The organism is Streptomyces sp. NBC_00273 (genome assembly GCF_036178145.1).
Taxonomy (GTDB): Bacteria; Actinomycetota; Actinomycetes; order Streptomycetales; family Streptomycetaceae; genus Streptomyces.
Map to the genome: position 1 here is coordinate 7,249,266 of NZ_CP108067.1, position 23,235 is coordinate 7,272,500.

The window sequence follows — 23,235 nt, forward strand, 5'->3', positions numbered from 1 at the left end:
AAGGGTGATCCGTTGAGCCGCTCGGTTCTCGTCACCGGAGGAAACCGGGGCATCGGCCTCGCCATCGCCCAAGCCTTCGCGGAGGCCGGCGACAAGGTCGCGATCACGTACCGGTCGGGTGAGCCGCCGGAGGCGCTCACCTCCCTCGGTGTCCTGGCGGTGCGGTGCGACATCACCGACTCCGAGCAGGTGGAGCAGGCCTACAAGGAGATCGAGGACGCGCACGGCGCGGTCGAGGTGCTCGTGGCCAATGCCGGCATCACCAAGGACACGCTGCTGATGCGCATGTCCGAGGAGGACTTCACGTCCGTCCTCGACACCAACCTCACCGGCACGTTCCGGGTGGTCAAGCGCGCGAACCGGGGCATGCTCCGGGCCAAGAAGGGCCGCGTCGTCCTGATCTCCTCGGTCGTCGGGCTCCTGGGCTCGGCCGGCCAGGCCAACTACGCCGCCTCCAAGGCCGCGCTGGTGGGCTTCGCCCGTTCCCTCGCCCGCGAGCTGGGTTCCCGCAACATCACCTTCAACGTCGTCGCCCCCGGTTTCGTGGACACCGACATGACGAAGGTGCTCACCGACGAGCAGCGCGCGGGCATCGTGGGCCAGGTGCCGCTCGGCCGTTACGCGCAGCCCGAGGAGATCGCGGCAGCCGTTCGCTTCCTGGCGTCCGACGACGCCGCGTACATCACCGGAGCCGTCATTCCCGTTGACGGCGGATTGGGCATGGGTCACTGATCACCATGAGCGGAATTCTCGAGGGCAAGCGCATCCTCATCACGGGTGTGCTGATGGAGTCGTCCATCGCCTTCCACACGGCCCGGCTGGCTCAGGAGCAGGGCGCCGAGGTCATCCTCACCGCGTGGCCGCGTCCGTCGCTGACCGAGCGCATCGCGAAGAAGCTGCCGAAGCCGGTCAAGGTGATCGAGCTCGACGTCACCAACGACGAGCACCTGGCCCGCCTGGAGGGCCTCGTCCGCGACGAGCTCGGCGGCCTCGACGGCGTCGTCCACTCCATCGGCTTCGCGCCGCAGGACGCCCTCGGCGGCAACTTCCTGAACACGCCGTTCGAGTCGGTGGCCACCGCCATGCACGTTTCGGCGTTCTCGCTGAAGTCGCTGGCCATGGCCTGCAAGCCGCTCTTCCCGGCGGAGGGCGCGGCCATCGTCGGCCTCACCTTCGACGCGCAGTTCGCCTGGCCGCAGTACGACTGGATGGGCCCGGCCAAGGCCGCCCTGGAAGCCACCAGCCGTTACCTCGCCCGCGACCTGGGCAAGGAGAACATCCGCTGCAACCTGGTCTCGGCCGGACCGATCGGCTCCATGGCCGCGAAGTCCATCCCGGGGTTCGGCGAGCTGGCCGAGGTCTGGAACTCCCGTTCCATGCTGGAGTGGGACATGAGCGACCCGGAGCCGACCGGCAAGGGCGTCGTGGCCCTGCTGTCGGACTGGTTCCCGAAGACCACCGGCGAGATCGTCCACGTGGACGGCGGCCTGCACGCGATGGGTGCCTGATCCTCGATCGGCCCTCCCACGTCCGTACGGCGACGGCCGCGCTTCCCTTCCGGGAGGCGCGGCCGTCGCCGTTCGCGCACTCCGCGGGGGGTGTGCTCGATCGGATGTTCACTAGCCGACCGGATCTTCCCGAGTCGAAAACCGGGACGAATGCCTGCAAACTGACCAAGCCGAGATCTTCTCGGCTCCTGCGGGGAGGAGGTAGGAGTGCGCGAGAGGCCGAGCCGAGCCGTATCCGTGCTGGTCACGACAGTGATCCTGACCGGACTCCTGGTCCCCGGAGCCGCCGCGCAGCCCGTGGGGGAGGAGCCCGTACCCGGGCCCGAGGTGGTGGCCCCCGCCGTCGTGGAGCTCGCCGACATCCCCGCCGAACCCCCCGCGCAGCCCGCACGGCCCGCCGGGGGCGAGCTCTTCGGCGCCGACTGCGACACCGTGATCCACGGCTCGCAGGTGTCGGCGTACTGCCACAACGCCTACCCGGAGACCGACCTCGTGCGGCTGCACGTCGAGTGCGACCGCTGGTGGGACGTGGACGGCGACGGCGTCGCCGTGGCCGTCGGCCCGGCCGGCCGGACCGAGCTCGTCGGCCGCTGCTGGAAAGAGGTCCGCTCGGCCTGGGTCAGCCACCGGCGCCCGTGAGCGGGCTGTCCTCCGTGTTCTCGCCCTGCATGTCCTCCGCGTTCTTGCCGAGGCAGGCGAAGGGGTAGCCCGCGGCCTCCGAGGCCGCCGCGTCCCCGTCGCCCCGCCGGATCGCCTCGATCAGTCGGGCGTGGTCCAGGTGGGCGGAAGGGTGCAGTTCGGTCCCCACGTCCGCCCGCAGCCAGTCGGCCACCAGGTCGCCGAGGTCCGCGTACAGCTCGATCAGCACGTCGTTGTGCGAGGCGGTCACCACCGCCATGTGCAGACTCACGTCCGCCGCCACGAAGACCTCCGCGTCGCCGCCCGCCCAGGCCTCCTCGCGGCGCGCCAGCAGGGCGTCCAGCTGTACGAGGTCCCGCTCGGTGCGCCGCTCCGCCGCCAGCCGGGCCGCCGAGGACTCCAGCGTCGAACGCAGCTCGGCGATGTGCCGCGGCTCGGCCCCGGCGAAGCGGCGGTGCATCACGCCGGCCAGCTCGCTGGTGGCGATGACGTACGTCCCCGAGCCCTGCCGGATGTCGAGGAGGCCGTTGTGCGCCAGCGCCCGCACGGCCTCGCGCACCGTGTTGCGGGCGACGCCGAGCAGCTCGACGAGCTCCGGCTCGGTCGGGATGCGGGCGCCGACCGGCCACTCGCCGGAGGTGATCTGGTTCCGCAGCTGGGCGATCACCTGATCGACGAGCGCGGAGCGCCGGGGCGAGGTCAGCGGCATGGGTTCCTCTCGGGGGCGGCTTCAAGCGCGACTGGACAACCAATCATCCCATGATTCTATGATGGTTGAATGCCCGACGAAGAACTCCGGACCATGAACCGCCCGCCGGTCGTGCGCACCGCCCCTGACCAGCACCTCCCCGCCCCCGACCAGGCCGCCCCGACCTGGCTCGGCCCGGTGCTCATCGTCGGAATCGTGCTGGCCGCCCTCAACCTGCGGCCCGCCATCACCAGCCTCGGCGCCCTCTTCGAGGAGACCCGCACGGGTCTGGGCATGAGCGGCACCGTCGCCGGACTGATCACCTCCGTCCCCGCCCTCTGCTTCGCCGTCTTCGGCGTCACCGCGCCCCGGCTCTCCCGCCGCTTCGGCCCGGCCGCCGTCGTCTGCGCCGGCATGGCCGCGGTCGCCACCGGCCTGCTCATCCGCCCGTTCGCGACCGGCGCCGTCGGCTTCCTCGCCGCCAGCGCCCTGTCGCTGGCCGGCATAGCCCTCACCAACGTGCTGCTCCCGGTGATCGTCAAGCGCTACTTCCCGGACAGGGTCGGCACCATGACCGGCCTGTACTCCATGTCCCTGGCCGCCGGCACCTCGCTCGCCGCCGCCGCGACCGTCCCGCTTACCGACGCCCTCGGCGGCAGCTGGCGCACCGGCCTGCTGATCTGGGCCGTGCTCGCCCTGTTCGCCGTACTGCCCTGGCTGCCCGTCGCCCGTGCCACCCGGCGCGCCGACCGAGCCGGGGCCACCGCCGGGCCCGTCGGCTCCGGGGCCGGCCCGCGCGTCGTCCGCAGCCGCACGGCCTGGGCCCTGGCCTGCTACTTCGGCCTCCAAGCCACCGGTGCTTACATCACCATGGGCTGGCTCCCGCAGATCTTCCGCGACGCCGGGGTCTCCGCCTCCACGGCCGGCGTGCTCCTCGCCGTCACCATGGTCATGGGCGTCCCCCTCGCCTTCGTCATCCCCGGCCTCGCCGCCCGGATGAAGAACCAGGGCGCCATCGCCGTCACCCTCGGCGCCTTCGGCCTCACCGGCTACCTCGGCCTCTACTTCGCCCCCGCCGCCGGAGCCTGGGCCTGGGCGCTCCTGCTCGGCATCTCCAACTGCGCCTTCCCCCTCGTCATCACCCTCATCGGGCTGCGCGCCAAGTCACCGGCCGGCGTGGTCAAGCTCTCCGCCTTCGCCCAGAGCACCGGCTACCTCATCTCCATCCCCGGCCCCCTCCTCATCGGCGCCCTCTACCAGCACAGCGGAGGCTGGGACCTGCCGCTCGCCCTGATGGCCGGACTGCTCGTACCGCAGATCGCGCTGGGCGTCCTCGCCGGACGGGACCGCACGATCGAGGACGAATGCGGCATGGGAGACTGACCGACATGACGCCCGTACTTGAACCGAACCCGCAGAACGGCCGCAAGAAGCTCGGCCTCGTGCTCGGCGCGTTCCTCGCCGTCACCGTGATCATCTCGGTCATCGCCACGATCGCCTCCCCGTGAGCCCGTCCCCCCAGGGGGGAGGGTGGGGCTAACCCCACTACCCCTAGGGGGTCAGGCTCAGGGTGAAGTGGGGTGTGCCCCCGATGGGAACCAGCACCCCGGATCCATAGATTCGTAGGCAGCGAGTCAGTCCGGTCCACACCCACGGAGGCGGCCATGTCGGCCCCCATGCAGATCAGCCCCCTTCCGCCGGGCCCCACCCGCCCCCGGGCCCGCGCCACTGCCGCGAGCACCCGGCTGCACTGGTGGGCACTGGCCCTGCCCGCCCTCGCCTTCGGGCTCCTGCTGCTGCTCCTCGCCGGATCCGGCGAGGCCCACGCGGCCACCGGCGAGGTCTCGGGCCTCGTCCAGATCGCCGAGCAGCTGCTGCGCGCCGTCGCCTGACCTCCCGCGCGCCCCTCACCCGGGCGTGAGCCCCCCCAACGCCCTGCGCCCCGTGCCCCGTTTCATGCGAAGCTGGGAGTCATGAGCGCCGACACACCCCGCAGGATCGCCCTCCTCCGGCACGCCAAGGCCGACTGGCCCGAGGTGTCCGACCACGATCGTCCGCTCGCGGAACGAGGCCGCAAGGACGCGCCGGCCGTCGGTCTGAAGCTCGCCGAAACCGGCATCGTCTTCGACCTGGCCCTGTGCTCCACCGCCGCCCGCACCCGCGAGACCTGGAAGCTCGCCGTCCAGGAGATGCCGCACCGGCCGAAGACCCACTACGAGGAGCGGCTCTACGACGCCTCGCTGGGCGAGCTCATCGCCCTGCTCAACGAGACCTCCGACGAGGTCTCCGACCTCCTCGTCATCGGGCACAACCCCGGCATGCACGCCCTCGCCGACGCCCTCTCGGGACGCGCGGAGGGCGAAACCCTGGCGCGCATGACCCGTACGGGCTTCCCGACCGCGGCCCTCGCCGTGGTCTCCTTCACCGGATCGTGGAAGTCCGTGGAACACGGCGTCGGCACCCTGCTCGACTACTGGACCCCCAAGGGCCTCTGACCGGCGGCCCCAGGACGGCGAGGCCCCGGCAACCGCATCGGCTGCCGGGGCCCGTTCGCGTGCGTCGGGGTCAGGCCAGGTCGGCGGCCTCGATCTCCTCACGGGTGATCCCGAGCAGGTACAGCACCGCGTCGAGGAAGGGCACGTTCACCGCGGTGTGCGCGGCCTCGCGGACCACCGGCTTGGCGTTGAAGGCCACGCCCAGCCCGGCCGCGTTCAGCATGTCCAGGTCGTTGGCGCCATCGCCGATGGCCACCGTCTGGGACAGCGGTACGTCGGCCTCCGCTGCGAAGCGGCGCAGCAGCCGGGCCTTGCCCGCCCGGTCCACGATCTCGCCGGTGACCTTGCCCGTCAGCTTCCCGTCGACGATCTCGAGGGTGTTGGCGGAGGCGAAGTCCAGCCCCAGCCGCTCCCGCAGATCGTCCGTCACCTGGGTGAAGCCGCCGGAGACCACGCCCACCTGGTAGCCGAGCCGCTTGAGCGTGCGGATCAGGGTCCGCGCGCCCGGGGTCAGCTGCACCTCGGCGCGGACCTTGTCCACGACGGACGCGTCCAGCCCCGCGAGCAGCGCCACCCGGGCGTGCAGCGACTGCTCGAAGTCCAGCTCACCGCGCATGGCCCGCTCGGTGACCTCGGCGACCTCGGCCTCGCACCCGGCGTGCGCCGCGAACAGCTCGATGACCTCGTCCTGGATGAGGGTCGAGTCCACGTCCATGACGACCAGGCGCTGGGCCCGGCGGTGCAATCCGGCCGAGACCACGGCCACGTCCACGCCGATGTGCGCGGAGGCGGTGGCCAGGGCGGTGCGCAGCGGCTCCGTCTCGACACCGGAGACGGCGAATTCCACCGCCGTCACCGGGTACTTGGCGAGTCGGAAGATTCGGTCGATGTTTCCGCCGGTCGCGGTGATCCGGGAGGCGATCGCGGCCGTGGACTCGGCGGTGAGCGGGTGCCCGAGCACGGTGACGTGCGAGCGGCCGCTGCCGCGCGGCCTGTTGTCACCGGTACCGGAGAGGATCTCGGCCTGCATCTTGAGGGATTCGGCCCAGCTGTGGACGGTGGCCCGCAGGTCGCCCTCGGCTCCGCCGGCGGGCTTGGTGACGAGGGCGCACAGGACGATGCGGCCACGGGTGACGACCTGCTCGATGTCGACGACGTCGACGGAGTAGGCGGCGAGGGTGTCGAACAGCCCGGCGGTGATCCCGGGACGGTCCTTGCCGAAGATCTTGACGAGGAGGGTGGGGACGTCGGAGGTCTGCGATGCGCTCATGGTGCCCTCACCGTATCTTCCCGACCCGGACCCCAGGACCCCCGTCCCACGTCTTGAACGGTCGTGCCCCCGTGGCCGGCGAGGAATTCGGTCCCGCCGGCGATCGAGGTGCGGCGGTCCGGGGCGGAGCCCCGGGGAACGGTGGAAGGGCGGGTGGGGGGCGGCTCCGCGCAGCAGCCCCGGCCCACCTCACCGCGGCGGCCCGGGTGGCCTCGGCGGCCTCGGCGGTCCCGGCGGCTTCGGCGGGGGCGGGGCTCCCGGCGGCGGCGGGGGAGTGAAGGGCTCCCGGCGGGGCGGTTTCGGCGGCCCGGGTGACCAGGGCGGGACGCCGGTCACGGTCACGTCCCAGGAGCCGTCCACCTCCCCGCCCGCTCCGGGCCGCGGACCGCGCGCGGGCCCGCCGTACGGTACGGCCCCGGGGTACGCGGCCGTCGGTGCCCCGGGGTCGGGCCACCCCGGCGCGGGCCCCGGCGCACCGGCCCGACCCGGCAGGGCCGCCCGGCGCCGACGGGTCAGCAGTGCACCCGCCGCACCGGCCACCGCCCCCCAGAGCGCGCCCAGCAGCAGCGCGTACGGCACGTCCCCCCGCAGCTCCACCCCCGCGTCCACCGCGTCCACACCCAGCACCGCGAGGGACGTGTCCGCGGAGAACCCGGTCAGCCGCACCAGCACCGCCAGGGCCACCCCGGTGGCGGCCGACAGCCGCGCCGCGCACCCCAGGATCCCGCGCCCCGGCGTCCGTACGGCCGCCAGCACGCCCGCGTAGAGCAGCAACAGGGCCGCCCCCGCGACCAGCAGCCAGACCCGCTCGTCGTACTCCCCGAGGCGGGCCACCGTCACCGGCTCCCGTGCGGACACCGCCAGCAGGTCGTCCAACGGATCGGGCAGCAGCCGGGCCGGAGCCCCCGTGACCCGGCCGCGCACCGGTACGAACAGCCCCAGCAGCACCCCCAGCCAGCTCCCGTTCGGCGCCGCCAGCAGCGCTCCGCCCAGCACCCGCCGCGGCTGGTCGTCGCCCAGCGCCGCCCACACGGCCGCGGCCCATCCGGCCGCCACCGCGACCAACGCCATCGCCACCACCGCCGAGACGGCCGGGCGCAGCCGGGCCAGCGCGACCGGCCCGCGCCGCGAGACCAGCAGCGCGAGCGCCAGTACGGCGAGCACCCACATCCCCGCGCCCAGCAGGGTCGGCCCGAGCTCCACCGAGAACCCCACCCGGGTCCGGGTCTCGATCAGGTCCCCGATGCGGTCCGGGAGCAGCCCGCCGATGTCCCCGATCCCCGGGATCTCGACCTTCGCGGGGGTCTTCGGCAGCGGCAGCGTCCCGTCGAGGGTGACCACGTCGTGCCCGGCCCACGCCAGAGCGCCCGCCGTCGCGACGGACAGCGCCCCGAGGACCCCCACCCTGGCCGCCGTTTCCCCGTGCCCCGCCCCGACCCGGAGGGAACGCAGGAACAACGACGCCAGGACCAGCGCCCCGGCCAACGACACCCCCAAGGGCATGCCGTCCAGGGAGGTTTCGGCGCCCGCTCCGGTGACTCCGAAGACCGAGACGTCACCCGAGGGGGTCACGGTTCCACCGACCGCGAGGACCACCGTGGCCGCCGTCATCGGGCCGAGCGAGACCCCCGAGGCGTCGGCGCCCAGCAGGTGCAGCCCGAGTCCGGCCACCCCCGCCATCACGATCAGGGACCAGCCCACGGTGGCGACGGCGGACAACAGCACGTCCCCCCAATGAATGCGGCGCATGCGGTGAACCCCCGATGCCTACCGAGCGGTACGCGACGGGACCACCGGGCGAGAAGTCCCGTATCTCACTCTCCGGGTGACTTTCGCCCCCGTCAACGGGCAGGCGTAGACGCCCCGACAAGGCCCGGATTCCACATACGGCTGTAGGCCTGAAATAGTTCCCCCGGATGTTCGCCATCCCTAGACTCCCTGACGTCATGGGGGATTCTCGGGGGACTTAAGTGGGGCTGGAGTGCCGGAACTCGTACTGGAATTGAATGGAAGGACCTGGACGCTCGATCCGTCCAGGTCGTACTCGCTGGGGCGTGACCCCCAGGGAGACGTGGTGATCGACGATGCCCGGGTGTCGTGGCGGCACGCCACCATCACCTGGAACGGCCGGGGTTGGGGCATCGAGGACCACGGCAGCACCAACGGCACCTACGTGCACGGGGCCAGGGTCCAGCAGACCGAGCTCGTGCCCGGCACGCCGGTCCACCTGGGCAACGCGACGGACGGCCCGCGGCTGAATCTGAGCGCCGCCGCCGCGCCGCAGCCGGCCGTGGCCCAGCAGGCCCCGGCACAGGCGTACGCCCAGCCGCAGGCCCCGGCCTACCAGGCCCCGCAGCAGCAGCCCCAGCACCAGGCCTGGGAACAGCAGCAGCACGCACAGCAGCAGCACGCTCAGCAGCCGCAGGCCCACCTCCCGCACCAGCAGGGCGCTGCCGCTCCCCGCCCGGCGCAGGGCGGGGCCCCGGCCTACGGAGACCGCAGCCCGACGACGTTCCACCAGCTCTCGCTGGGCCACGTCATGCGGATCGGCCGTGCGCTGGAGAACGAGCTGGTGGTCTCCGACCTCCAGGTCTCCCGCCACCACGCCGAGTTCCGCTCGATGCCCGGCGGCCGCTTCGAGATCCACGACCTCGGCAGCCACAACGGCACCTACGTCAACGGTCAGCCGCTGGCGAAGTCGGGCACCGCCCTGCTGGGCCCGAACGACATCGTCGGCGTCGGCCACTCGACGTTCCGGATCGTCGGTGACCGCCTCGAGGAGTTCGTCGACACCGGCGAGGTCTCCTTCTCGGCCCGCCACCTCACGGTCACGGTCGACGGCGGCAAGCAGATCCTCAAGGACGTCACCTTCGGCGTCCCCGAGAAGTCGCTGATCGGCGTCATCGGCCCCTCCGGCTCCGGCAAGTCGACGCTGCTCAAGGCGCTGACCGGCTACCGCCCGGCCAACGAGGGCGATGTCCTCTACGACAACCGCAACCTGTACAAGCAGTTCGCGGAGCTCCGCCAGCGCATCGGCCTGGTGCCGCAGGACGACATCCTGCACAAGGAGCTGAGGGTCCGCACCGCCCTGAAGTACGCGGCCAAGCTCCGCTTCCCGGGCGACACCGCCGAGTCCGAGCGCGCCGCCCGCATCGACGAGGTGCTGCGCGAGCTCAAGCTCGACATCCACAAGGACAAGAAGATCACCGCGCTCTCGGGCGGTCAGCGCAAGCGCGTGTCCGTGGCCCTGGAGCTGCTCACCAAGCCGTCGCTGATCTTCCTGGACGAGCCGACCTCGGGCCTCGACCCGGGCATGGACCGCGACGTCATGCAGCTGCTGCGCGGCCTCGCCGACGACGGCCGCACGGTCCTCGTCGTCACCCACTCGGTCGCCGAGCTGGCCATCTGCGACAAGCTGCTGGTCATGGCCCCGGGCGGTTCGGTCGCGTACTTCGGTCCGCCGGACGAGGCGCTGAACTTCTTCGGCTACACCACGTGGGCGGACGTGTTCTCGGCCTTCGAGAACTACCGCGACTACGACTGGGCCGGCCGCTGGAAGGGCTCCCAGCACTACCAGCTGTACGCCGCCGACATCGACGCGGTCGCCCCGCAGTCCGTCGCGATGCCTCCGGCCCAGATGCGCCCGACCAAGCCGCAGGGCTGGGGCTCGCAGCTGTGGACGCTGATCCGCCGCTACGTCTCGGTGATCGCCTCGGACGTGGGCTTCTTGGCCCTGATGGTGCTCCTGCCCGCCGTCCTCGGCGTGGTCTCCACGGTGATCCCCGCGAAGTTCGGCCTCGCACCGCCCGTCGCGCCGTCCCGCTTCAACGGCGACGCCGGCACGATCATGCTGATCCTCGCGGTCGGCATGTGCTTCTCGGGCGCCGCCAACTCGGTCCGTGAGCTGATCAAGGAACGGGTCATCTACGAGCGAGAACGCGCGACCGGCCTGTACCGGTCCGCGTACCTCATGTCGAAGGTGATCGTCCTCGGTGTCATCACGGCCATCCAGGGCGTGATCATCTGTGCGATCGGCTTCTTCCCGCGCGACCTGCCCGCCGAGGGCCTGATCATGCCGCCGGCCGTCGAGATCTGCCTGTCGGTCATCGCGCTCGGCTTCACCTCGATGATGTTCGGCCTGGTGATCTCCTCGCTGGTGAAGACCGCCGAGAAGACCATGCCGCTGCTGGTCATGTTCGCGATCGTCCAGGTCGTCTTCACCGGCATCCTCTTCCAGGTCTACGACTCCCCGGGCCTGGAGCAGTTCGCCTGGCTGATGCCGTCCCGCTGGGCCATCGCCGCAGCCGGCACCACGCTGAACCTCGGCAAGCTCATGCCGCCGTGGGACGCGGAGAACCCGACCAACACCGACCCGCTCTGGGACGCCACGATCGGCCAGTGGAGCCTGAACATCACCATCCTGCTGCTCATCGGCATCGCCTGCGGCTTCGCGGTGCAGCGCCTGCTGCGCCGCCACGAGCCCGAGGTCATGCGCGCGGGCAAGTAGGACGCGGGCGGGACGACCGCACGCACGTATCGCGCACGCACGTGCGCGCGTACGGCAAAACGCCTCAGGGCGGCATCCGGAAGTCCGGGTGCCGCCCTGAGGCGCATGGGGCTTGGGTGCGTCGAGGCCTAGTAGGCGCTGTTGACGTTGTCCATGGAGCCGTAGCGGTCGGCCGCGTAGTTGCAGGCGGCGACGATGTTGGCGACCGGGTCGTACTGGTCGAACTTGGTGCCCTTGACGTGGTACGCCTTGAAGGTCGGGTAGATGACCTGGAGCAGACCCTTGCTGGGGATGCCGTTCTGGGCGTTGATGTCCCAGTTGTTGATCGCCATCGGGTTACCGCTGGACTCGCGCATGACGTTCTTGTGGATGCCGGCGTAGGTGCCCGGAATGCCTTCCTTCTTCATGATGAAGAGGGCTTCCTTGATCCAGCCGTCGAGGTTGTTCGCGAAGACCGGGGTGCGGGCGGCGGAGCGGCTCGCGGCAGTCTTCGCCTCGCGCGCCTTCTTCGCGGCGGCCTCGGCCTTGGCCTTCGCGTCGGCGTCGGCCTTGATCTTGGCCGCGGCCTTCGCGTTCGCCTGGGAGATGACCTGCTGGGCGGAGAGGTTTCCGTGCAGCGCCTTCGTCTGCGCGCCGTTGACGGCCTGGGTCCAGGCGACGGGGGCGGCGTTGATGGTCTCGGCCTCGGCGGCGTCGGCCGGAACGAGGGAGAAGGCGACGGCGGCGGCGCTCAGCGTGGCGACACCGGCGATGGACAGCTTGTGTGCCTTCGTCAGACGACTGTGACCGGGGGTGCGGGAAGCAGACATGGCGGGGCAACCTCTTCGAATAGCGGGAGTCGCAGGAAGGCGCTTTGTGGATCCGGGGATCCGCGGTGCTGTGCGACGGGAGCAATTCTTAGCGGCGGCAAAATCCTGTGGCAAAGGTGTGACGTACGAAGCCGCTTAGTGGATCACGCACGGACGCCGAGGCCCGATTTCGGGCCTCGGCGCTAGGCGGGACAGCACTGACAGGGTCTTTATTCGTCCACTAGGCGGCTTCGTAAGTGATGTGGGTCCTATGTGCGGGGTCACATGGGGGAGGCGGCCGTTTTACCGTGCGTTGCTGTCGCAATGCATATGGTCACGGTTCTCATCCTTGAGTAGCAGATGGACGTCCCCGAACTCGTGCCAGAGGCAGAGACGGGCCAGTGCCTCGGCATACCCGAGCCGTACGGCGGCCCGCCCCGCGACCGCCTCCAGCATCAGCAGATGGGACGCCTCGGGCTCGTGCAGCCCGGTCAGCAGCCCGTCCACCACCCGCACCCCGCGCTCCGGAGTCACCACCAGATCGGTCCACCCCGCGGCCGGGCGCACCCGCCCCGATGCGTCCGCGGCCGATTCCAGGGCCCGTACCGCCGTGGTCCCCACCGCGATGACCCTCCCTCCGGCGGCCCTGGCGGCGTTCACCAGACCCGCCGTCGTGGCGGACACCCCGTACCGCTCCGGGTACGGGGGCTCGTGCGCCTCCTGCGAGGCCACCCCCGTGTGCAGGACCAGCGGGGCGAACTGCACCCCCCGGCTCACCAGCCGCGCCACCAGCTCCGCCGTGAAGGGCCGGCCCGCGCTCGGCATCTCCGCCGAGCCCGCCCCGTCGGCGGCCGGCACCGCGAACACCGTCTGATAGGCCGAGATCGGCTGGTCCCGCTCCGTGTACGCGTACCGGATCGGCCGCCCGTACGTCCGCAGCAGCGCCGGCACCCCGCCGGGCGCGGGGGAGGGGCGCGCCCACCACAGCCGGTCCGCGCCCGCCGTCAGGGGCTCCTCCAGGGTGAGGCGGTGCCCGCCCGGCAGCTCCAGCACCGCACCGGCCGGCCCCCCGGCGCGCGGTCGGGTCGTCCCGCCGCCGGCCGGGGTGCGCAGCTCCACCGCCCAGAGGTCGCCCCGGGGCCCCGTTCCGGGGTATCCCCCGTCGCCCCGGGTCGAGAAGTGCACCACCAGGTCTTCGCCGCCCAGCCGGGCGTCCACGGCGGCCGCCAGCGTGGTCGAGGTGTTCACCACCAGTACGTCCCCCGCCCGCAGCAGCCCCGGCAGCTCCCGGAAGGCGTGCAGCGACACCTGCTCGCTGCCCCGGGACACCAGGAGCCGCACGGCGTCCCGCCCCAGCCCCGGCCCCCGCTGCTCGGCCGGGATCCGTGCCAACAATTGCGGCGGTATGTCCCTTATGTATAGACCTGCCTCCCGCAGGGCCCGAGACCGGCTCACCGCCCACCCCCCGTGCCCGCCCCCGCACCCGCCTCCGTGCCCGCTCCCACGCCCGCTCCCGGGCCCGCCTCCGCCAGCTCCCGCGCCGTGTACCGCCCGCTCGGCAGCTCCCGCTCCACCAGCCGCAGCAGCGCCGGAGCCACCTCCTCCGGCGCCGGTAGCCCCGCCAGGTCCTCGTCCGGCTCGGCCGCCGCCATCATCCGCGTCCGCATCGACCCCGGATCGGCCCACCACACCCGCAGCTCCGGCTCCTCCACCGCAAGCACGGCCGACATCAGGTCCCCCGCCGCCTTGGTCGCCCCGTACGCCCCCCACGTCGCGTACGCCACCACCGCCGCGTCCGAGCTGATGTTCAGCACCGCCCCGGCCCGCGCCGCCCGCAACAGCGGCAGCCCCTCCTGGACCAGCCCCAGCGGCCCCACCACATTGACCTCGAAGGCCTCCCGCAGCCCGTCCAGCGCGTGCTCCGCCAGCGGCACCAACGGCTCGGCCCCGAGCACCCCCGCGTTGTTCACCAGCAGATCCAGCCCGCCCAGCTCCCGCGCCGCAGCCACCAGCGCCGCCCGGTGCGCCGCCGAGGACACGTCCCCCGCCACCGCCACCACCCGCGCCCCGGCCGCCCGGGCGGGCCCGGCCGCGGTCTCCTCCAGCGCCGCCGCACCCCGTGCGCTCAGCACCAGGTCCCAGCCCCGCGCCGCCAGCTCCCCGGCCAACGCCCGGCCCAGCCCCCTGGACGCCCCCGTCACGATCGCCACCGACATGACAGCACCCTCGCCTTCCGTCCCGATCAGCAGATGCCCCCAACCTAGGAACGGCCCACCCTCCGCCGCGTCGGCCACGAGCCCCACCCCCGCAGGTCCCTTGGACCTACGTCCACGGCCCGATCCCGCAGGTCACAGCCGCGGGTACGGTGAGCCCATGACCGGTAGCCCCCCGCACGGCGGGCCCCCCAGCGGCCTGGCCGCCGTGAGCACCGCACTGCTCGCCATGAGCCGCCGCCTGGAGGTCCGCGACGTCCTGCGCACGATCGTCGTGTCCGCCCGCGAACTCCTGGACGCCGAGTACGCGGCCCTGGGCGTCCCGGACGACCACGGCGGCTTCGCCCAGTTCGTCGTGGACGGCATCAGCGCGGAGCAGTGGCGGCGCATCGGCCCGCTGCCCCGCCAGCACGGCATCCTCGCCGCGATGCTCCACGAGGGAGGCCCCGAGCGCCTGGCCGACGTGCGCAAGGACCCGCGCTTCGAGGGCTGGCCGGCCGCCCACCCGGAGATGTCCGACTTCCTCGGCATGCCCGTGCGCGACGGCGATGAGACCCTCGGAGCCCTCTTCCTGGCGAACAAGCGCGGCCCCCGCGGGTTCACCGACGAGGACCAGGAACTCCTCTCCCTCCTCGCCCAGCACGCGGCGATCGCCCTGACCAACGCCCACCTCTACGAGCGCAGCCGCGAGCTCACCATCGCCGAGGAGCGCTCCCGGCTCGCCCACGAGCTGCACGACGCCGTCAGCCAGAAGCTCTTCTCGCTCCGCCTCACCGCCCAAGCCGCCGCCACCCTGGTCGACCGGGACCCGGCCCGGGCCAAGGACGAGCTCCAGCAGGTGGCGGCCCTGGCGGCGGAGGCCGCCGACGAGCTGCGCGCCGCCGTGACCGAGCTGCGCCCGGCCGCCCTGGACGAGGACGGACTGGTCGCCACCCTCCGTACGCACGTCCACGTGCTCGACCGCGCCCACACCGCGCACGTCACCTTCACCTGTGACGGCGTACGGGCCCTGCCGGCGCCCCAGGAGGAAGCGCTGCTCCGCGTCGCCCAGGAGGCCCTGCACAACGCCCTGCGCCACTCGGACGGCGACCGCGTCGAGGTCACCCTGGCCCGGACGCCCGCCGGGGGCGCGGTCCTCAAGGTCCTCGACACCGGCAAGGGCTTCGACCCCCGGACCGTCCGCAGGGCCGGCCGGCACCTGGGCCTGGTCTCCATGCGGGACCGCGCGAGCGGCGTCGGCGGCCGGCTCACCGTGCACTCGGAGCCCGGTCGGGGCACCACGATCGAGATGGAGGTCCCCGGTGGCTGACAGCACCGGCCGGAGCGGCAGCGGCATTCGAGTACTGCTGGTCGACGACCACCAGGTGGTCCGGCGGGGCCTGCGGACCTTCCTGGAGGTCCAGGAGGACATCGAGGTGGTCGGCGAGGCCTCCGACGGCGAAGAGGGCATCGCCCGCGCCGAGGAGCTGGGGCCCGACGTGATCCTGATGGACATCAAGATGCCGGGCACCGACGGCATCGAGGCGCTGCGCAGGTTGCGCGAGCTGGCGAACCCGGCCCGCGTGCTGATCGTCACCAGCTTCACCGAGCAGCGGACCGTGGTCCCCGCCCTGCGGGCCGGCGCGGCCGGATACGTCTACAAGGACATCGACCCGGAGGCGCTGGCCGGAGCCATCCGCTCCGTCCACGCTGGCCACGTGCTCCTCCAGCCCGAGGTGGCCCTCGCCCTGCTCTCCCAGGAGGAGCAGGGTTCCCCGGCGGGCCGGCCCGGCTCGCTGACCGACCGCGAACGCGAGGTCCTGGGCCTGATCGCCGACGGCCGCTCCAACCGCGAGATCGCCCGGGCCCTGGTCCTCTCCGAGAAGACGGTCAAGACCCACGTCTCGAACATCCTGATGAAGTTGGACCTTTCCGATCGGACCCAGGCCGCATTGTGGGCGGTCAGACACGGGATCGCCGAGTGATCAGAGGTAAATCGGATCGTCTCGCTCCGGACTGAGATTCATACGGTCGGGTGTATGTAGCCCGCATGGCGTATCCCGATCGCGGGCCGGCCGTTCTCCAAGGCGTGTCGCGACGGCTGGTCGCGGCAGACGTACTGGAGGACGAGAACGTGAAGAACTTCAAGAAGGCCGCAGCCGTCACCATGATCGCGGGCGGCCTCCTCGCCGCCGGCGCCGGTGTCTCCTCGGCGCACGGCGGTGCGTCGGCGGAGGGCGAGGCCCTGAACTCGCCCGGCGTGGCCTCCGGGAACCAGGTCCAGGTCCCCGTGCACGTCCCCGTGAACGTGGTCGGCAACACCGTCAACGTGATCGGCCTGCTCAACCCCGCCTTCGGCAACACCGGCGTCAACGCCTGACCCGCCCCACCCCGGCCCCGCTTCCCCCCTCTCCCTGGGAAGCGGGGTTTCCCCCTGCCCGGCTCCCTCTCAGCCCCGGCCGGCCCTCACTCAGCCCCGCCGGCGTTTGGGGCGCGGGGTGTGGGGCGGAGCCCCACGAAGCCCGGCGCAGCCGGTGCCGCCCGCGCAGCGCAGGGTCACCCCCGCTCGCGCGCCTCAACGGCCGAGTTGTACGCCGCCACGAGCGCCCGCCGAGCGACCCGCTCGACCGGCCGCAGCGCCTCCGCCCGCGCCGCCATCTCCGAGGCGGCCACCGCGCCCCCGTGCCCGTTCTCGTGCGCGAGCGACACCATCAGGTCCACCCGCTGCGCCAGCGCCAGCACCCGCACCGCCCGCGCCGGATACCCCGGCGCCAGCGCCTCCCGTCCGGCCTCCGCCCGCGCCCGGTACGCCGACAGCGCGGCCTCCGCGACCGGCCCGGACCCCGCCACGTCCAGCCGGGTCAGCACCTCGGTCGCCTCGCGCAGCGCCTCCGCCAGCTCCCGCTCCGCCTCGCTCAGCGAGGGCACGTCGGCCGGCGGAGCCTCTCGTACCGGCAGTACGTGCCAGGTCACCGATACGTGGAGGTCCCCGGCCGGCCCGACCTCGGACACCTCCGGCACCAGACCCAGCGCCGCCCCCACCGCGACGACGGCCTCCTCCGCCTCCAGCGCCCGCGCATTGAACTCCGGCGGCCCGCTCAGCCCCAGCGGATGCCCCGGCGCCGGCAGCGCCACCCGCAGCCCCGTCACCCCCAGGGCCCGCAGCCGGCCGAGCGCCAAGGTGAGACCGACGGGGCCCGTCTCGCCCGGCAGCCCCTCCACCCGGTGCACGGCGTCCTCGCCCACGATCGACAACACGGCCTCGTCGGGCGAGACCAGACCGGCCAGCAGTGCGTTCCCCCAGGCGGCCAAGCGCCCTGAACGTGGTTCGAAAAGCATCCCCCTACTTTACGGATCGGCCCCGGCACCGGGCCCCGGCCCCGGAGCCCTCTCCGAGTGGCGTAGGTTTTCCCCTGGGGCTGCGTCTACCGGCGCACAGAGAACCGTGACTGCAAGGGGTGACAACACGCTCATGAGCGATGTTCTGGAGCTGGTGGACGTATCCGTGGTCCGCGAGGGCCGGGCTCTGGTGGACCAGGTCTCCTGGTCGGTGAAGGAGGGCGAGCGCTGGGTGATCCTCGGCCCCAACGGCGCCGGCAAGACCACACTGCTGAACCTCGCCTCCAGCTACCTCTTCCCCACCAAGGGCACCGCCACCATCCTCGGCAGCACCCTCGGCAAGGTGGACGTCTTCGAGCTGCGCCCCCGCATCGGTGTCGCCGGCATCGCGATGGCCGACAAGCTGCCCAAGCGGCAGACCGTCCTGCAGACCGTCCTCACCGCCGCCTACGGCATGACGGCGACCTGGCAGGAGGAGTACGAGGACGTCGACGAGCAGCGCGCCCGCGCCTTCCTCGACCGCCTCGGCATGACCGAGTACCTCGACCGCAAGTTCGGCACCCTCTCCGAGGGCGAGCGCAAGCGCACGCTGATCGCCCGTGCCCTGATGACCGACCCCGAGCTGCTGCTCCTCGACGAGCCCGCCGCCGGTCTGGACCTCGGCGGTCGCGAGGACCTCGTACGCCGCCTCGGCCGCCTGGCCCGCGACCCGCTCGCCCCGTCGATGGTCATGGTCACGCACCACGTCGAGGAGATCGCCCCCGGCTTCACCCACGTCCTGATGATCCGTCAGGGCAAGGTCGTCACCGCGGGCCCGATCGACCTCGAACTGACCTCCCGCAACCTCTCCCTCTGCTTCGGCCTCCCGCTGGTCGTCGAGCGCAACGGGACCGACCGCTGGACCGCACAGGGCCTTCCGCTCGGCTGAGGGGGCGTCTAGGTCCGCCCCTTACGCCTCTTGCGGGTCCCCGCACCCTGTCCCGACCGCGCCCACCGGACCTACCATGACCATGTGGACATCGACGCGTGGGTGTGGTGGCTCATCGGCGCGGTCGGACTGGGCATCCCCCTCGTCCTGACCGCCATGCCGGAGTTCGGCATGTTCGCCGTCGGCGCGGTCGCGGCCGCCGTCACGGCTGCCGTCGGCGGGGGAGTGGTGGCACAGGTCCTGGTCTTCGTGATCGTGTCGGTCGCGCTCATCGCCGTCGTCCGACCCATCGCCAACCGGCACCGTACCCAGCGCCCGCAACACCGCAGCGGCATCGACGCGTTGAGGGGCAGATCCGCCGTCGTCCTGGAACGGGTCGACGGCAGCGGCGGCCGCATCAAGCTCGCCGGCGAGGTCTGGTCCGCGCGCACCCTCGACGCGGACACCAGCTTCGAACCCGGACAGTCCGTCGACGTGGTGGAGATCGACGGAGCGACCGCCGTCGTCATGTGACAACCAGCCTGCTCGCGGCCCCAAGGTCTGCGAGACTCCGATCAACGGGGCAGCACAGACAGCCGGAAGGGCACGGGGAACCGCATGCAACCGATCATCATCGTCCTGATCATTCTGGTGGTTCTGGTCTTCATCGCACTGGTCAAGACGATCCAGGTGATCCCGCAGGCCAGCGCCGCCATCGTCGAGCGGTTCGGCCGCTACACCCGCACCCTCAACGCGGGCCTCAACATCGTCGTCCCGTTCATCGACTCGATCCGCAACCGGATCGACCTCCGCGAACAGGTCGTTCCGTTCCCGCCGCAGCCCGTCATCACCCAGGACAACCTGGTCGTCAACATCGACACCGTCATCTACTACCAGGTGACCGACGCCCGGGCCGCGACCTACGAAGTGGCCAGCTACATCCAGGCCATCGAGCAGCTCACCGTCACCACGCTCCGCAACATCATCGGTGGCATGGACCTGGAGCGGACCCTCACCTCCCGCGAGGAGATCAACGCGGCCCTGCGCGGCGTCCTCGACGAGGCCACCGGCAAGTGGGGCATCCGCGTCAACCGCGTCGAGCTCAAGGCCATCGAGCCGCCGACCTCCATCCAGGACTCGATGGAGAAGCAGATGCGCGCCGACCGCGACAAGCGCGCCGCGATCCTCCAGGCCGAAGGTGTCCGGCAGTCCGAGATCCTGCGCGCCGAGGGTGAGAAGCAGTCCTCCATCCTGCGCGCCGAAGGTGACGCCAAGGCCGCCGCGCTGCGCGCCGAGGGCGAGGCCCAGGCCATCCGTACGGTCTTCGAGTCCATCCACGCCGGCGACGCCGACCAGAAGCTCCTCGCCTACCAGTACCTCCAGATGCTCCCGAAGATCGCCGAAGGAGACGCCAACAAGCTCTGGATCGTGCCGAGCGAGATCGGCGACGCCCTCAAGGGCCTCTCCGGCGCCATGGGCAACTTCGGCCCCATGGGCGGCGGTACGGGCTTCAACCCGGGCGGCACCGGCAAGGACGGCGGCGGCATCCCGGCCGCGCGGGACAAGGACGGCGCGGACCGCCGGGAACAGCCCCCCATCGACTGACACGGGCCACCCCTTCCTGCATGATCAGTGAGGCCCCTCGACCTTCATGGCGGGGAGGCGACTCACTCATGCAAAGGGGATGGCACCGTCCATGTCCATCTGGGAATCACTCGCTGTCTTCGCCGCCGGCATCGGCGCGGGCACGATCAACACCATCGTCGGCTCCGGCACCCTGATCACCTTCCCGGTGCTGCTCGCCACCGGACTGCCCCCGGTCACCGCCAACGTGTCCAACACCCTCGGCCTGGTGCCCGGTTCGATCAGCGGGGCCATCGGCTACCGCAAGGAGCTCCAGGGCCAGCGCTCCCGCATCCTGCGGCTCGGCTCCGTGTCCCTCATCGGCGGACTCGCGGGCGCGCTCCTGCTCCTCACCCTGCCGTCCGAGTCCTTCGACACGATCGTGCCCGTTCTGATCGCCCTGGCGCTGGTCCTCGTCGTCCTCCAGCCCCGGCTCGCCGCCGCGCTGCGCCGACGCCAGGAAGCCGCCGGAGGCGACACCGGCCACCCCGACGGCGGACCGGCGCTGCTCGGCGGCATGCTGCTCTCCAGCGCGTACGGAGGCTACTTCGGCGCCGCCCAGGGCGTGCTCTACCTCGGCCTGATGGGCCTGCTGCTCCGCGAGGACCTGCAACGCATCAACGCCGTCAAGAACGTCATCGCCGCTCTGGTGAACGGCATCGCGGCCGTCGTCTTCCTCTTCGTCGCCGAGTTCGACTGGACGGCCGTCGTCCTCATCGCCGTCGGCTCCACGATCGGAGGTCAGATCGGCGCCAAGGTCGGCCGGCGCCTCTCGCCGACCGTCCTGCGTGCGGTCATCGTGACGGTCGGCATCCTCGCCATCGTCCAACTGCTCGTCAGCTGAGCGACGTAGAAGAACTACGCCGCCCAGCGCGACCGCCTCCACCGAACGCGGGAGATCCGCTCAGGCGGAACGCTCCAGCCACTCCGGGAGCGCCTCCCGCCCGGTCACCCCCAGGGCCAGCAGCATCGCATCCGCCGGCGACGGCACGTAGGGCTTCCGGAGGAGCGGCATCCCCGCCTCCTCCGGAGTCCGCGCCGCCTTGCGGTGGTTGTCCTCGGCACAGGACGCCACCGTGTTCAGCCAGGTGTCGCCACCCCCCTGGGCCCGCGGCAGCACGTGGTCCACGGTCGTCGCGCGCTTCCCGCAGTACGCGCAACGGTGCTGGTCCCGGACCAGCACCCCCCTCCGCGACCAGGGAGCATGTCTTCGGAACGGCACCCGGACATACCTGCAGAGCCTGATCACCCGGGGCATCGGAAGATCCATGGTGGCCGCGCGCACACGCAGCTCGGGGTGCGACTGTTCGACGACGGCCTTGTCCTGGAGCACCAGAACCACAGCACGATTCAGAGTCACTGTCGACAGCGGCTCGAAGCTCGCATTCAGCACCAGCGTGTCCCGCATCTCGCCCACCTCCCGTGTGCAGGCCCGCGACCACCCTGGCGGCAGGGCCCGCAACCACTCTGGCCGCGCGCGCCACGCGGGACAACGCAATAAAAATGCCCGGTCCTGGCCTTCTTTAGACCAGGACCGGGCGAACGCTCGGGAAACGATCAGCGCGCGGCGGGCGCTTCGTACTCCGCGACGAGCTGCGCACGCCCCAGGGCGTGGAACCGCAGATGGAATCCGACGACCGCCGGCGACGAGTCCTCGTCCGGGCCGAGCTGCTCCCGGTCCACCGCGTACACGGTGAACACGTAGCGGTGCCGCTCCCCGCGCGGCGGGGCCGCACCGCCGAAGTCCCTCGTGCCGTAGTCGTTCCGCGCGTGCACGGCCCCCTCCGGCAGGCCCGCGAAATCCCCGGTGCCCGCCCCGGCCGGCAGCTCCGTCACCGAAACGGGCAGGTCGAAGAGGACCCAGTGCCAGAACCCGCTGCCCGTGGGCGCGTCCGGGTCGAAGCAGGTCACGGCGAAGCTCTTCGTCCCCTCGGGAAAGCCCTCCCAGCGAAGGTGCGGCGAGACGTTCTTCCCCGTGAGGACCTGGGCGGCGTGCAGGTCGGCTCCATGGGAGACGTCCTCGCTCGTCAAGGTGAAGGACGCGACCTCGGGGTGGAAGTCGTGCGGAAGGTGCGCCCTGCTCTGCTCTGGCACTACTGAACCTCCGGAAGGGGGAGACATCGGACCGCGCCCGCCGTGTACGGACGCGGTCCCGAGCCTAGAACCAGTTGCGCTGCGAACCGACCGACGCGATCCACTGGTTCAGGTACGCCGCCCAGTCCGTGCCCTGGTACGACTGCAGACCCACCTGGAAGCAGCGGTAGGTGTCGCTGCCCTCGGTGAACAGACCGGGCTTCTTGTCCATCTCCAGCACGACGTCCATCTCCCGGCCGTCCGAGATGAAGGTGAGCTCGACCTGGTGCAGCCCGCGGTACTGCGACGGCGGCAGGAACTCGATCTCCTGGTAGAAGGGCAGCGACTGACGCGTCCCACGGATGTGCCCGCGCTCCATGTCCGCGCTGCGGAACGTGAAGCCGAGCTGCCGGAAGGCATCGAGGATCGCCTGCTGCGCCGGCACCGGGTGCACGTTGATCGCGTCGAGGTCGCCCGCGTCCACCGCGCGCGCGATCTCCAGCTCGGTGCTGACCCCGATGTTCATCCCGTGCAGGTGCTGGCCCCCGAAGTGGGTGATCGGCGTCTCCCACGGGATCTCCAGCCCGAACGGCACCACGTGCAGGGCACCCGGCTGCACCTGGAACGCACCGCCGAGGCGCTGCTTGGTGAAGACGATGTCCTGCTTGTACTCCTGGTCGCCGCCCTCCACCTCGACCCGCGCCTGCAGGCCCACGGACAGCCCCTCGATCTGCTGCTCCACGGAACCGCCCTGGATGCGGACCTCGCCCTGGACGATCCCGCCCGGCACGACGTTCGGCTCGGTGATGATCGTGTCCACCGAAGCACCGCCGGCACCCAGCGCCGCGAACAGCTTCTTGAACCCCATGCTCTGACTCCCCTTGAAGGATCTGGCGACTACGCCGCGACTACCCCGTACCAACGCGGAACCTTAGGCCCCGGTTCCACGGGGACGCGTTCCACTACGCTCGACCGGATGAGCGCGCGCCCTGACCGTACGCCCCTGCCCAGGTCTTTCTTCGACCGCCCGGTCCTCACCGTGGCCCCGGACCTCCTCGGCCGCACCCTCGTCCGCCGCACCACGGAGGGCCCCCTCGAACTGCGCATCACGGAGGTCGAGGCGTACGAAGGGGAGAGCGACCCCGGCTCCCACGCCTACCGCGGCCGCACCGCCCGCAACGCATCGATGTTCGGTCCACCGGGACA

At 71.8% G+C, this 23,235-nt stretch carries 26 protein-coding genes (1 of these 26 cut by a window edge); 16 read left to right on the plus strand and 10 right to left on the minus strand.

The window, feature by feature from the left end:
* The first annotated feature begins 12 nt into the window (after nucleotides 1-12).
* The 3 genes from fabG (at nucleotide 13) to OG386_RS32365 (ending at nucleotide 2,147) form a co-directional block, all read left to right on the plus strand.
* On the plus strand, nucleotides 13-732 hold the full coding sequence (fabG, locus tag OG386_RS32355; protein WP_030016879.1) for a 3-oxoacyl-[acyl-carrier-protein] reductase: 720 nt from the start codon (nucleotides 13-15) through the stop codon (nucleotides 730-732).
* A 5-nt stretch (nucleotides 733-737) separates the two neighbouring features.
* Nucleotides 738-1,508, plus strand: coding sequence for an enoyl-ACP reductase FabI (gene fabI, locus OG386_RS32360; RefSeq protein WP_189735778.1), 771 nt, complete (start codon nucleotides 738-740; stop codon nucleotides 1,506-1,508).
* Between the two features lie 207 nt (nucleotides 1,509-1,715).
* Nucleotides 1,716-2,147, plus strand: a complete 432-nt coding sequence (locus OG386_RS32365) for a hypothetical protein (protein ID WP_328791029.1) — start codon at nucleotides 1,716-1,718, stop codon at nucleotides 2,145-2,147.
* On the opposite strand, the gene OG386_RS32370 is transcribed toward OG386_RS32365, so the two are convergent.
* The gene (locus OG386_RS32370) at nucleotides 2,128-2,856 is read right to left on the minus strand and encodes a FadR/GntR family transcriptional regulator (RefSeq protein WP_328791030.1); all 729 of its coding nucleotides are present in this window, start codon (nucleotides 2,854-2,856) and stop codon (nucleotides 2,128-2,130) included. The genes OG386_RS32365 and OG386_RS32370 overlap by 20 nt on opposite strands.
* Nucleotides 2,857-2,925: 69 nt before the next feature.
* On the opposite strand from OG386_RS32370, the gene OG386_RS32375 reads away from it, so the two are divergent.
* The 4 genes from OG386_RS32375 to OG386_RS32390 all read left to right on the plus strand — a co-directional run bounded on the left by OG386_RS32375 (nucleotide 2,926) and on the right by OG386_RS32390 (nucleotide 5,330).
* Nucleotides 2,926-4,218, plus strand: coding sequence for a CynX/NimT family MFS transporter (locus OG386_RS32375; RefSeq protein ID WP_328791031.1), 1,293 nt, complete (start codon nucleotides 2,926-2,928; stop codon nucleotides 4,216-4,218).
* A 5-nt stretch (nucleotides 4,219-4,223) separates the two neighbouring features.
* Nucleotides 4,224-4,343 carry an SGM_5486 family transporter-associated protein gene (locus OG386_RS32380; protein ID WP_266598082.1) on the plus strand — a complete coding sequence of 40 codons (120 nt, stop codon included), beginning with the start codon at nucleotides 4,224-4,226 and terminating at the stop codon, nucleotides 4,341-4,343.
* A gap of 156 nt (nucleotides 4,344-4,499) precedes the next feature.
* A complete protein-coding gene (locus OG386_RS32385; protein WP_328791032.1) occupies nucleotides 4,500-4,727 on the plus strand; it encodes a hypothetical protein in 228 nt (75 codons plus the stop codon).
* 81 nt (nucleotides 4,728-4,808) lie between these two features.
* The gene (locus OG386_RS32390) at nucleotides 4,809-5,330 is read left to right on the plus strand and encodes a SixA phosphatase family protein (protein ID WP_030386470.1); all 522 of its coding nucleotides are present in this window, start codon (nucleotides 4,809-4,811) and stop codon (nucleotides 5,328-5,330) included.
* 70 nt (nucleotides 5,331-5,400) lie between these two features.
* Here the strand turns inward: OG386_RS32390 and serB are convergent, their stop codons facing one another.
* Both serB and OG386_RS32400 read right to left on the minus strand, forming a co-directional pair.
* A complete protein-coding gene (serB, locus tag OG386_RS32395; RefSeq protein ID WP_327386166.1) occupies nucleotides 5,401-6,600 on the minus strand; it encodes a phosphoserine phosphatase SerB in 1,200 nt (399 codons plus the stop codon).
* Nucleotides 6,601-6,789: 189 nt separating this feature from the next.
* A complete protein-coding gene (locus OG386_RS32400; RefSeq protein ID WP_328791033.1) occupies nucleotides 6,790-8,349 on the minus strand; it encodes a streptophobe family protein in 1,560 nt (519 codons plus the stop codon).
* Nucleotides 8,350-8,581: 232 nt separating this feature from the next.
* On the opposite strand from OG386_RS32400, the gene OG386_RS32405 reads away from it, so the two are divergent.
* Nucleotides 8,582-11,107 carry an FHA domain-containing protein gene (locus tag OG386_RS32405; protein WP_443053236.1) on the plus strand — a complete coding sequence of 842 codons (2,526 nt, stop codon included), beginning with the start codon at nucleotides 8,582-8,584 and terminating at the stop codon, nucleotides 11,105-11,107.
* A gap of 128 nt (nucleotides 11,108-11,235) precedes the next feature.
* Here the strand turns inward: OG386_RS32405 and OG386_RS32410 are convergent, their stop codons facing one another.
* The 3 genes from OG386_RS32410 to OG386_RS32420 form a co-directional block, all read right to left on the minus strand.
* Nucleotides 11,236-11,916 carry a transglycosylase SLT domain-containing protein gene (locus OG386_RS32410; RefSeq protein WP_328791034.1) on the minus strand — a complete coding sequence of 227 codons (681 nt, stop codon included), beginning with the start codon at nucleotides 11,914-11,916 and terminating at the stop codon, nucleotides 11,236-11,238.
* A 282-nt stretch (nucleotides 11,917-12,198) separates the two neighbouring features.
* Nucleotides 12,199-13,290, minus strand: a complete 1,092-nt coding sequence (locus tag OG386_RS32415) for an S-adenosylmethionine:tRNA ribosyltransferase-isomerase (RefSeq protein WP_443053237.1) — start codon at nucleotides 13,288-13,290, stop codon at nucleotides 12,199-12,201.
* 56 nt (nucleotides 13,291-13,346) lie between these two features.
* Nucleotides 13,347-14,111: an SDR family NAD(P)-dependent oxidoreductase gene (locus OG386_RS32420; RefSeq protein WP_328791036.1), complete on the minus strand. Its 765-nt coding sequence runs from the start codon at nucleotides 14,109-14,111 to the stop codon at nucleotides 13,347-13,349.
* A gap of 157 nt (nucleotides 14,112-14,268) precedes the next feature.
* Here OG386_RS32420 and OG386_RS32425 point away from each other — a divergent pair, with 157 nt between their 5' ends.
* From OG386_RS32425 to OG386_RS32435, 3 genes are all read left to right on the plus strand, one after another.
* Nucleotides 14,269-15,417: a GAF domain-containing sensor histidine kinase gene (locus tag OG386_RS32425; protein WP_328791037.1), complete on the plus strand. Its 1,149-nt coding sequence runs from the start codon at nucleotides 14,269-14,271 to the stop codon at nucleotides 15,415-15,417.
* Nucleotides 15,410-16,072, plus strand: a complete 663-nt coding sequence (locus OG386_RS32430) for a response regulator transcription factor (protein WP_328791038.1) — start codon at nucleotides 15,410-15,412, stop codon at nucleotides 16,070-16,072. The genes OG386_RS32425 and OG386_RS32430 overlap by 8 nt, the downstream gene beginning before the upstream one ends.
* A 149-nt stretch (nucleotides 16,073-16,221) precedes the next feature.
* Nucleotides 16,222-16,467, plus strand: a complete 246-nt coding sequence (locus OG386_RS32435; protein WP_323185303.1) for a chaplin — start codon at nucleotides 16,222-16,224, stop codon at nucleotides 16,465-16,467.
* Between the two features lie 176 nt (nucleotides 16,468-16,643).
* Here OG386_RS32435 and OG386_RS32440 read toward each other — a convergent pair whose 3' ends face one another.
* Nucleotides 16,644-17,426 (minus strand): hypothetical protein, encoded by a 783-nt coding sequence (locus tag OG386_RS32440; protein ID WP_328791039.1) that lies wholly within the window; start codon nucleotides 17,424-17,426, stop codon nucleotides 16,644-16,646.
* Between the two features lie 133 nt (nucleotides 17,427-17,559).
* Between OG386_RS32440 and OG386_RS32445 the strand changes: the two genes are divergently transcribed.
* The 4 genes from OG386_RS32445 to OG386_RS32460 all read left to right on the plus strand — a co-directional run bounded on the left by OG386_RS32445 (nucleotide 17,560) and on the right by OG386_RS32460 (nucleotide 20,800).
* The gene (locus OG386_RS32445; protein WP_030010491.1) at nucleotides 17,560-18,354 is read left to right on the plus strand and encodes an ABC transporter ATP-binding protein; all 795 of its coding nucleotides are present in this window, start codon (nucleotides 17,560-17,562) and stop codon (nucleotides 18,352-18,354) included.
* 84 nt (nucleotides 18,355-18,438) lie between these two features.
* Nucleotides 18,439-18,867 (plus strand): NfeD family protein, encoded by a 429-nt coding sequence (locus OG386_RS32450; RefSeq protein ID WP_301372001.1) that lies wholly within the window; start codon nucleotides 18,439-18,441, stop codon nucleotides 18,865-18,867.
* 84 nt (nucleotides 18,868-18,951) lie between these two features.
* The gene (locus tag OG386_RS32455; protein WP_327386172.1) at nucleotides 18,952-19,938 is read left to right on the plus strand and encodes an SPFH domain-containing protein; all 987 of its coding nucleotides are present in this window, start codon (nucleotides 18,952-18,954) and stop codon (nucleotides 19,936-19,938) included.
* A 91-nt stretch (nucleotides 19,939-20,029) separates the two neighbouring features.
* A complete protein-coding gene (locus OG386_RS32460) occupies nucleotides 20,030-20,800 on the plus strand; it encodes a sulfite exporter TauE/SafE family protein (RefSeq protein WP_327386173.1) in 771 nt (256 codons plus the stop codon).
* A 60-nt stretch (nucleotides 20,801-20,860) separates the two neighbouring features.
* Here the strand turns inward: OG386_RS32460 and OG386_RS32465 are convergent, their stop codons facing one another.
* The 3 genes from OG386_RS32465 to OG386_RS32475 all read right to left on the minus strand — a co-directional run bounded on the left by OG386_RS32465 (nucleotide 20,861) and on the right by OG386_RS32475 (nucleotide 22,897).
* On the minus strand, nucleotides 20,861-21,364 hold the full coding sequence (locus OG386_RS32465) for an HNH endonuclease (protein ID WP_328791040.1): 504 nt from the start codon (nucleotides 21,362-21,364) through the stop codon (nucleotides 20,861-20,863).
* 149 nt (nucleotides 21,365-21,513) lie between these two features.
* Nucleotides 21,514-22,050, minus strand: a complete 537-nt coding sequence (locus OG386_RS32470) for a YbhB/YbcL family Raf kinase inhibitor-like protein (RefSeq protein ID WP_328791041.1) — start codon at nucleotides 22,048-22,050, stop codon at nucleotides 21,514-21,516.
* A gap of 64 nt (nucleotides 22,051-22,114) precedes the next feature.
* Nucleotides 22,115-22,897 (minus strand): sporulation protein, encoded by a 783-nt coding sequence (locus tag OG386_RS32475; RefSeq protein ID WP_189735742.1) that lies wholly within the window; start codon nucleotides 22,895-22,897, stop codon nucleotides 22,115-22,117.
* A gap of 108 nt (nucleotides 22,898-23,005) precedes the next feature.
* Here OG386_RS32475 and OG386_RS32480 point away from each other — a divergent pair, with 108 nt between their 5' ends.
* Nucleotides 23,006-23,235: the 5' portion of a DNA-3-methyladenine glycosylase gene (locus OG386_RS32480; RefSeq protein WP_328791042.1), read on the plus strand. Its footprint extends 412 nt past the window's final position; 230 of the gene's 642 nt are visible here — the first part of the coding sequence; it begins with the start codon at nucleotides 23,006-23,008; its stop codon lies beyond the right edge, outside the window.

Excerpts from the sequence above, each read along its gene's own strand:
- fabI (WP_189735778.1), top strand. The coding sequence starts at position 738 with ATGAGCGGAATTCTCGAGGGCAAGCGCATCCTCATCACGGGTGTGCTG.
- OG386_RS32370 (WP_328791030.1), bottom strand. The coding sequence starts at position 2,856 with ATGCCGCTGACCTCGCCCCGGCGCTCCGCGCTCGTCGATCAGGTGATC.
- OG386_RS32375 (WP_328791031.1), top strand. The coding sequence starts at position 2,926 with ATGCCCGACGAAGAACTCCGGACCATGAACCGCCCGCCGGTCGTGCGC.
- OG386_RS32380 (WP_266598082.1), top strand. The coding sequence starts at position 4,224 with ATGACGCCCGTACTTGAACCGAACCCGCAGAACGGCCGCAAGAAGCTC.
- OG386_RS32385 (WP_328791032.1), top strand. The coding sequence starts at position 4,500 with ATGTCGGCCCCCATGCAGATCAGCCCCCTTCCGCCGGGCCCCACCCGC.
- OG386_RS32390 (WP_030386470.1), top strand. The coding sequence starts at position 4,809 with ATGAGCGCCGACACACCCCGCAGGATCGCCCTCCTCCGGCACGCCAAG.
- serB (WP_327386166.1), bottom strand. The coding sequence starts at position 6,600 with ATGAGCGCATCGCAGACCTCCGACGTCCCCACCCTCCTCGTCAAGATC.
- OG386_RS32400 (WP_328791033.1), bottom strand. The coding sequence starts at position 8,349 with ATGCGCCGCATTCATTGGGGGGACGTGCTGTTGTCCGCCGTCGCCACC.
- OG386_RS32410 (WP_328791034.1), bottom strand. The coding sequence starts at position 11,916 with ATGTCTGCTTCCCGCACCCCCGGTCACAGTCGTCTGACGAAGGCACAC.
- OG386_RS32420 (WP_328791036.1), bottom strand. The coding sequence starts at position 14,111 with ATGTCGGTGGCGATCGTGACGGGGGCGTCCAGGGGGCTGGGCCGGGCG.
- OG386_RS32425 (WP_328791037.1), top strand. The coding sequence starts at position 14,269 with ATGACCGGTAGCCCCCCGCACGGCGGGCCCCCCAGCGGCCTGGCCGCC.
- OG386_RS32440 (WP_328791039.1), bottom strand. The coding sequence starts at position 17,426 with ATGCTTTTCGAACCACGTTCAGGGCGCTTGGCCGCCTGGGGGAACGCA.
- OG386_RS32445 (WP_030010491.1), top strand. The coding sequence starts at position 17,560 with ATGAGCGATGTTCTGGAGCTGGTGGACGTATCCGTGGTCCGCGAGGGC.
- OG386_RS32455 (WP_327386172.1), top strand. The coding sequence starts at position 18,952 with ATGCAACCGATCATCATCGTCCTGATCATTCTGGTGGTTCTGGTCTTC.
- OG386_RS32460 (WP_327386173.1), top strand. The coding sequence starts at position 20,030 with ATGTCCATCTGGGAATCACTCGCTGTCTTCGCCGCCGGCATCGGCGCG.
- OG386_RS32465 (WP_328791040.1), bottom strand. The coding sequence starts at position 21,364 with ATGCGGGACACGCTGGTGCTGAATGCGAGCTTCGAGCCGCTGTCGACA.
- OG386_RS32475 (WP_189735742.1), bottom strand. The coding sequence starts at position 22,897 with ATGGGGTTCAAGAAGCTGTTCGCGGCGCTGGGTGCCGGCGGTGCTTCG.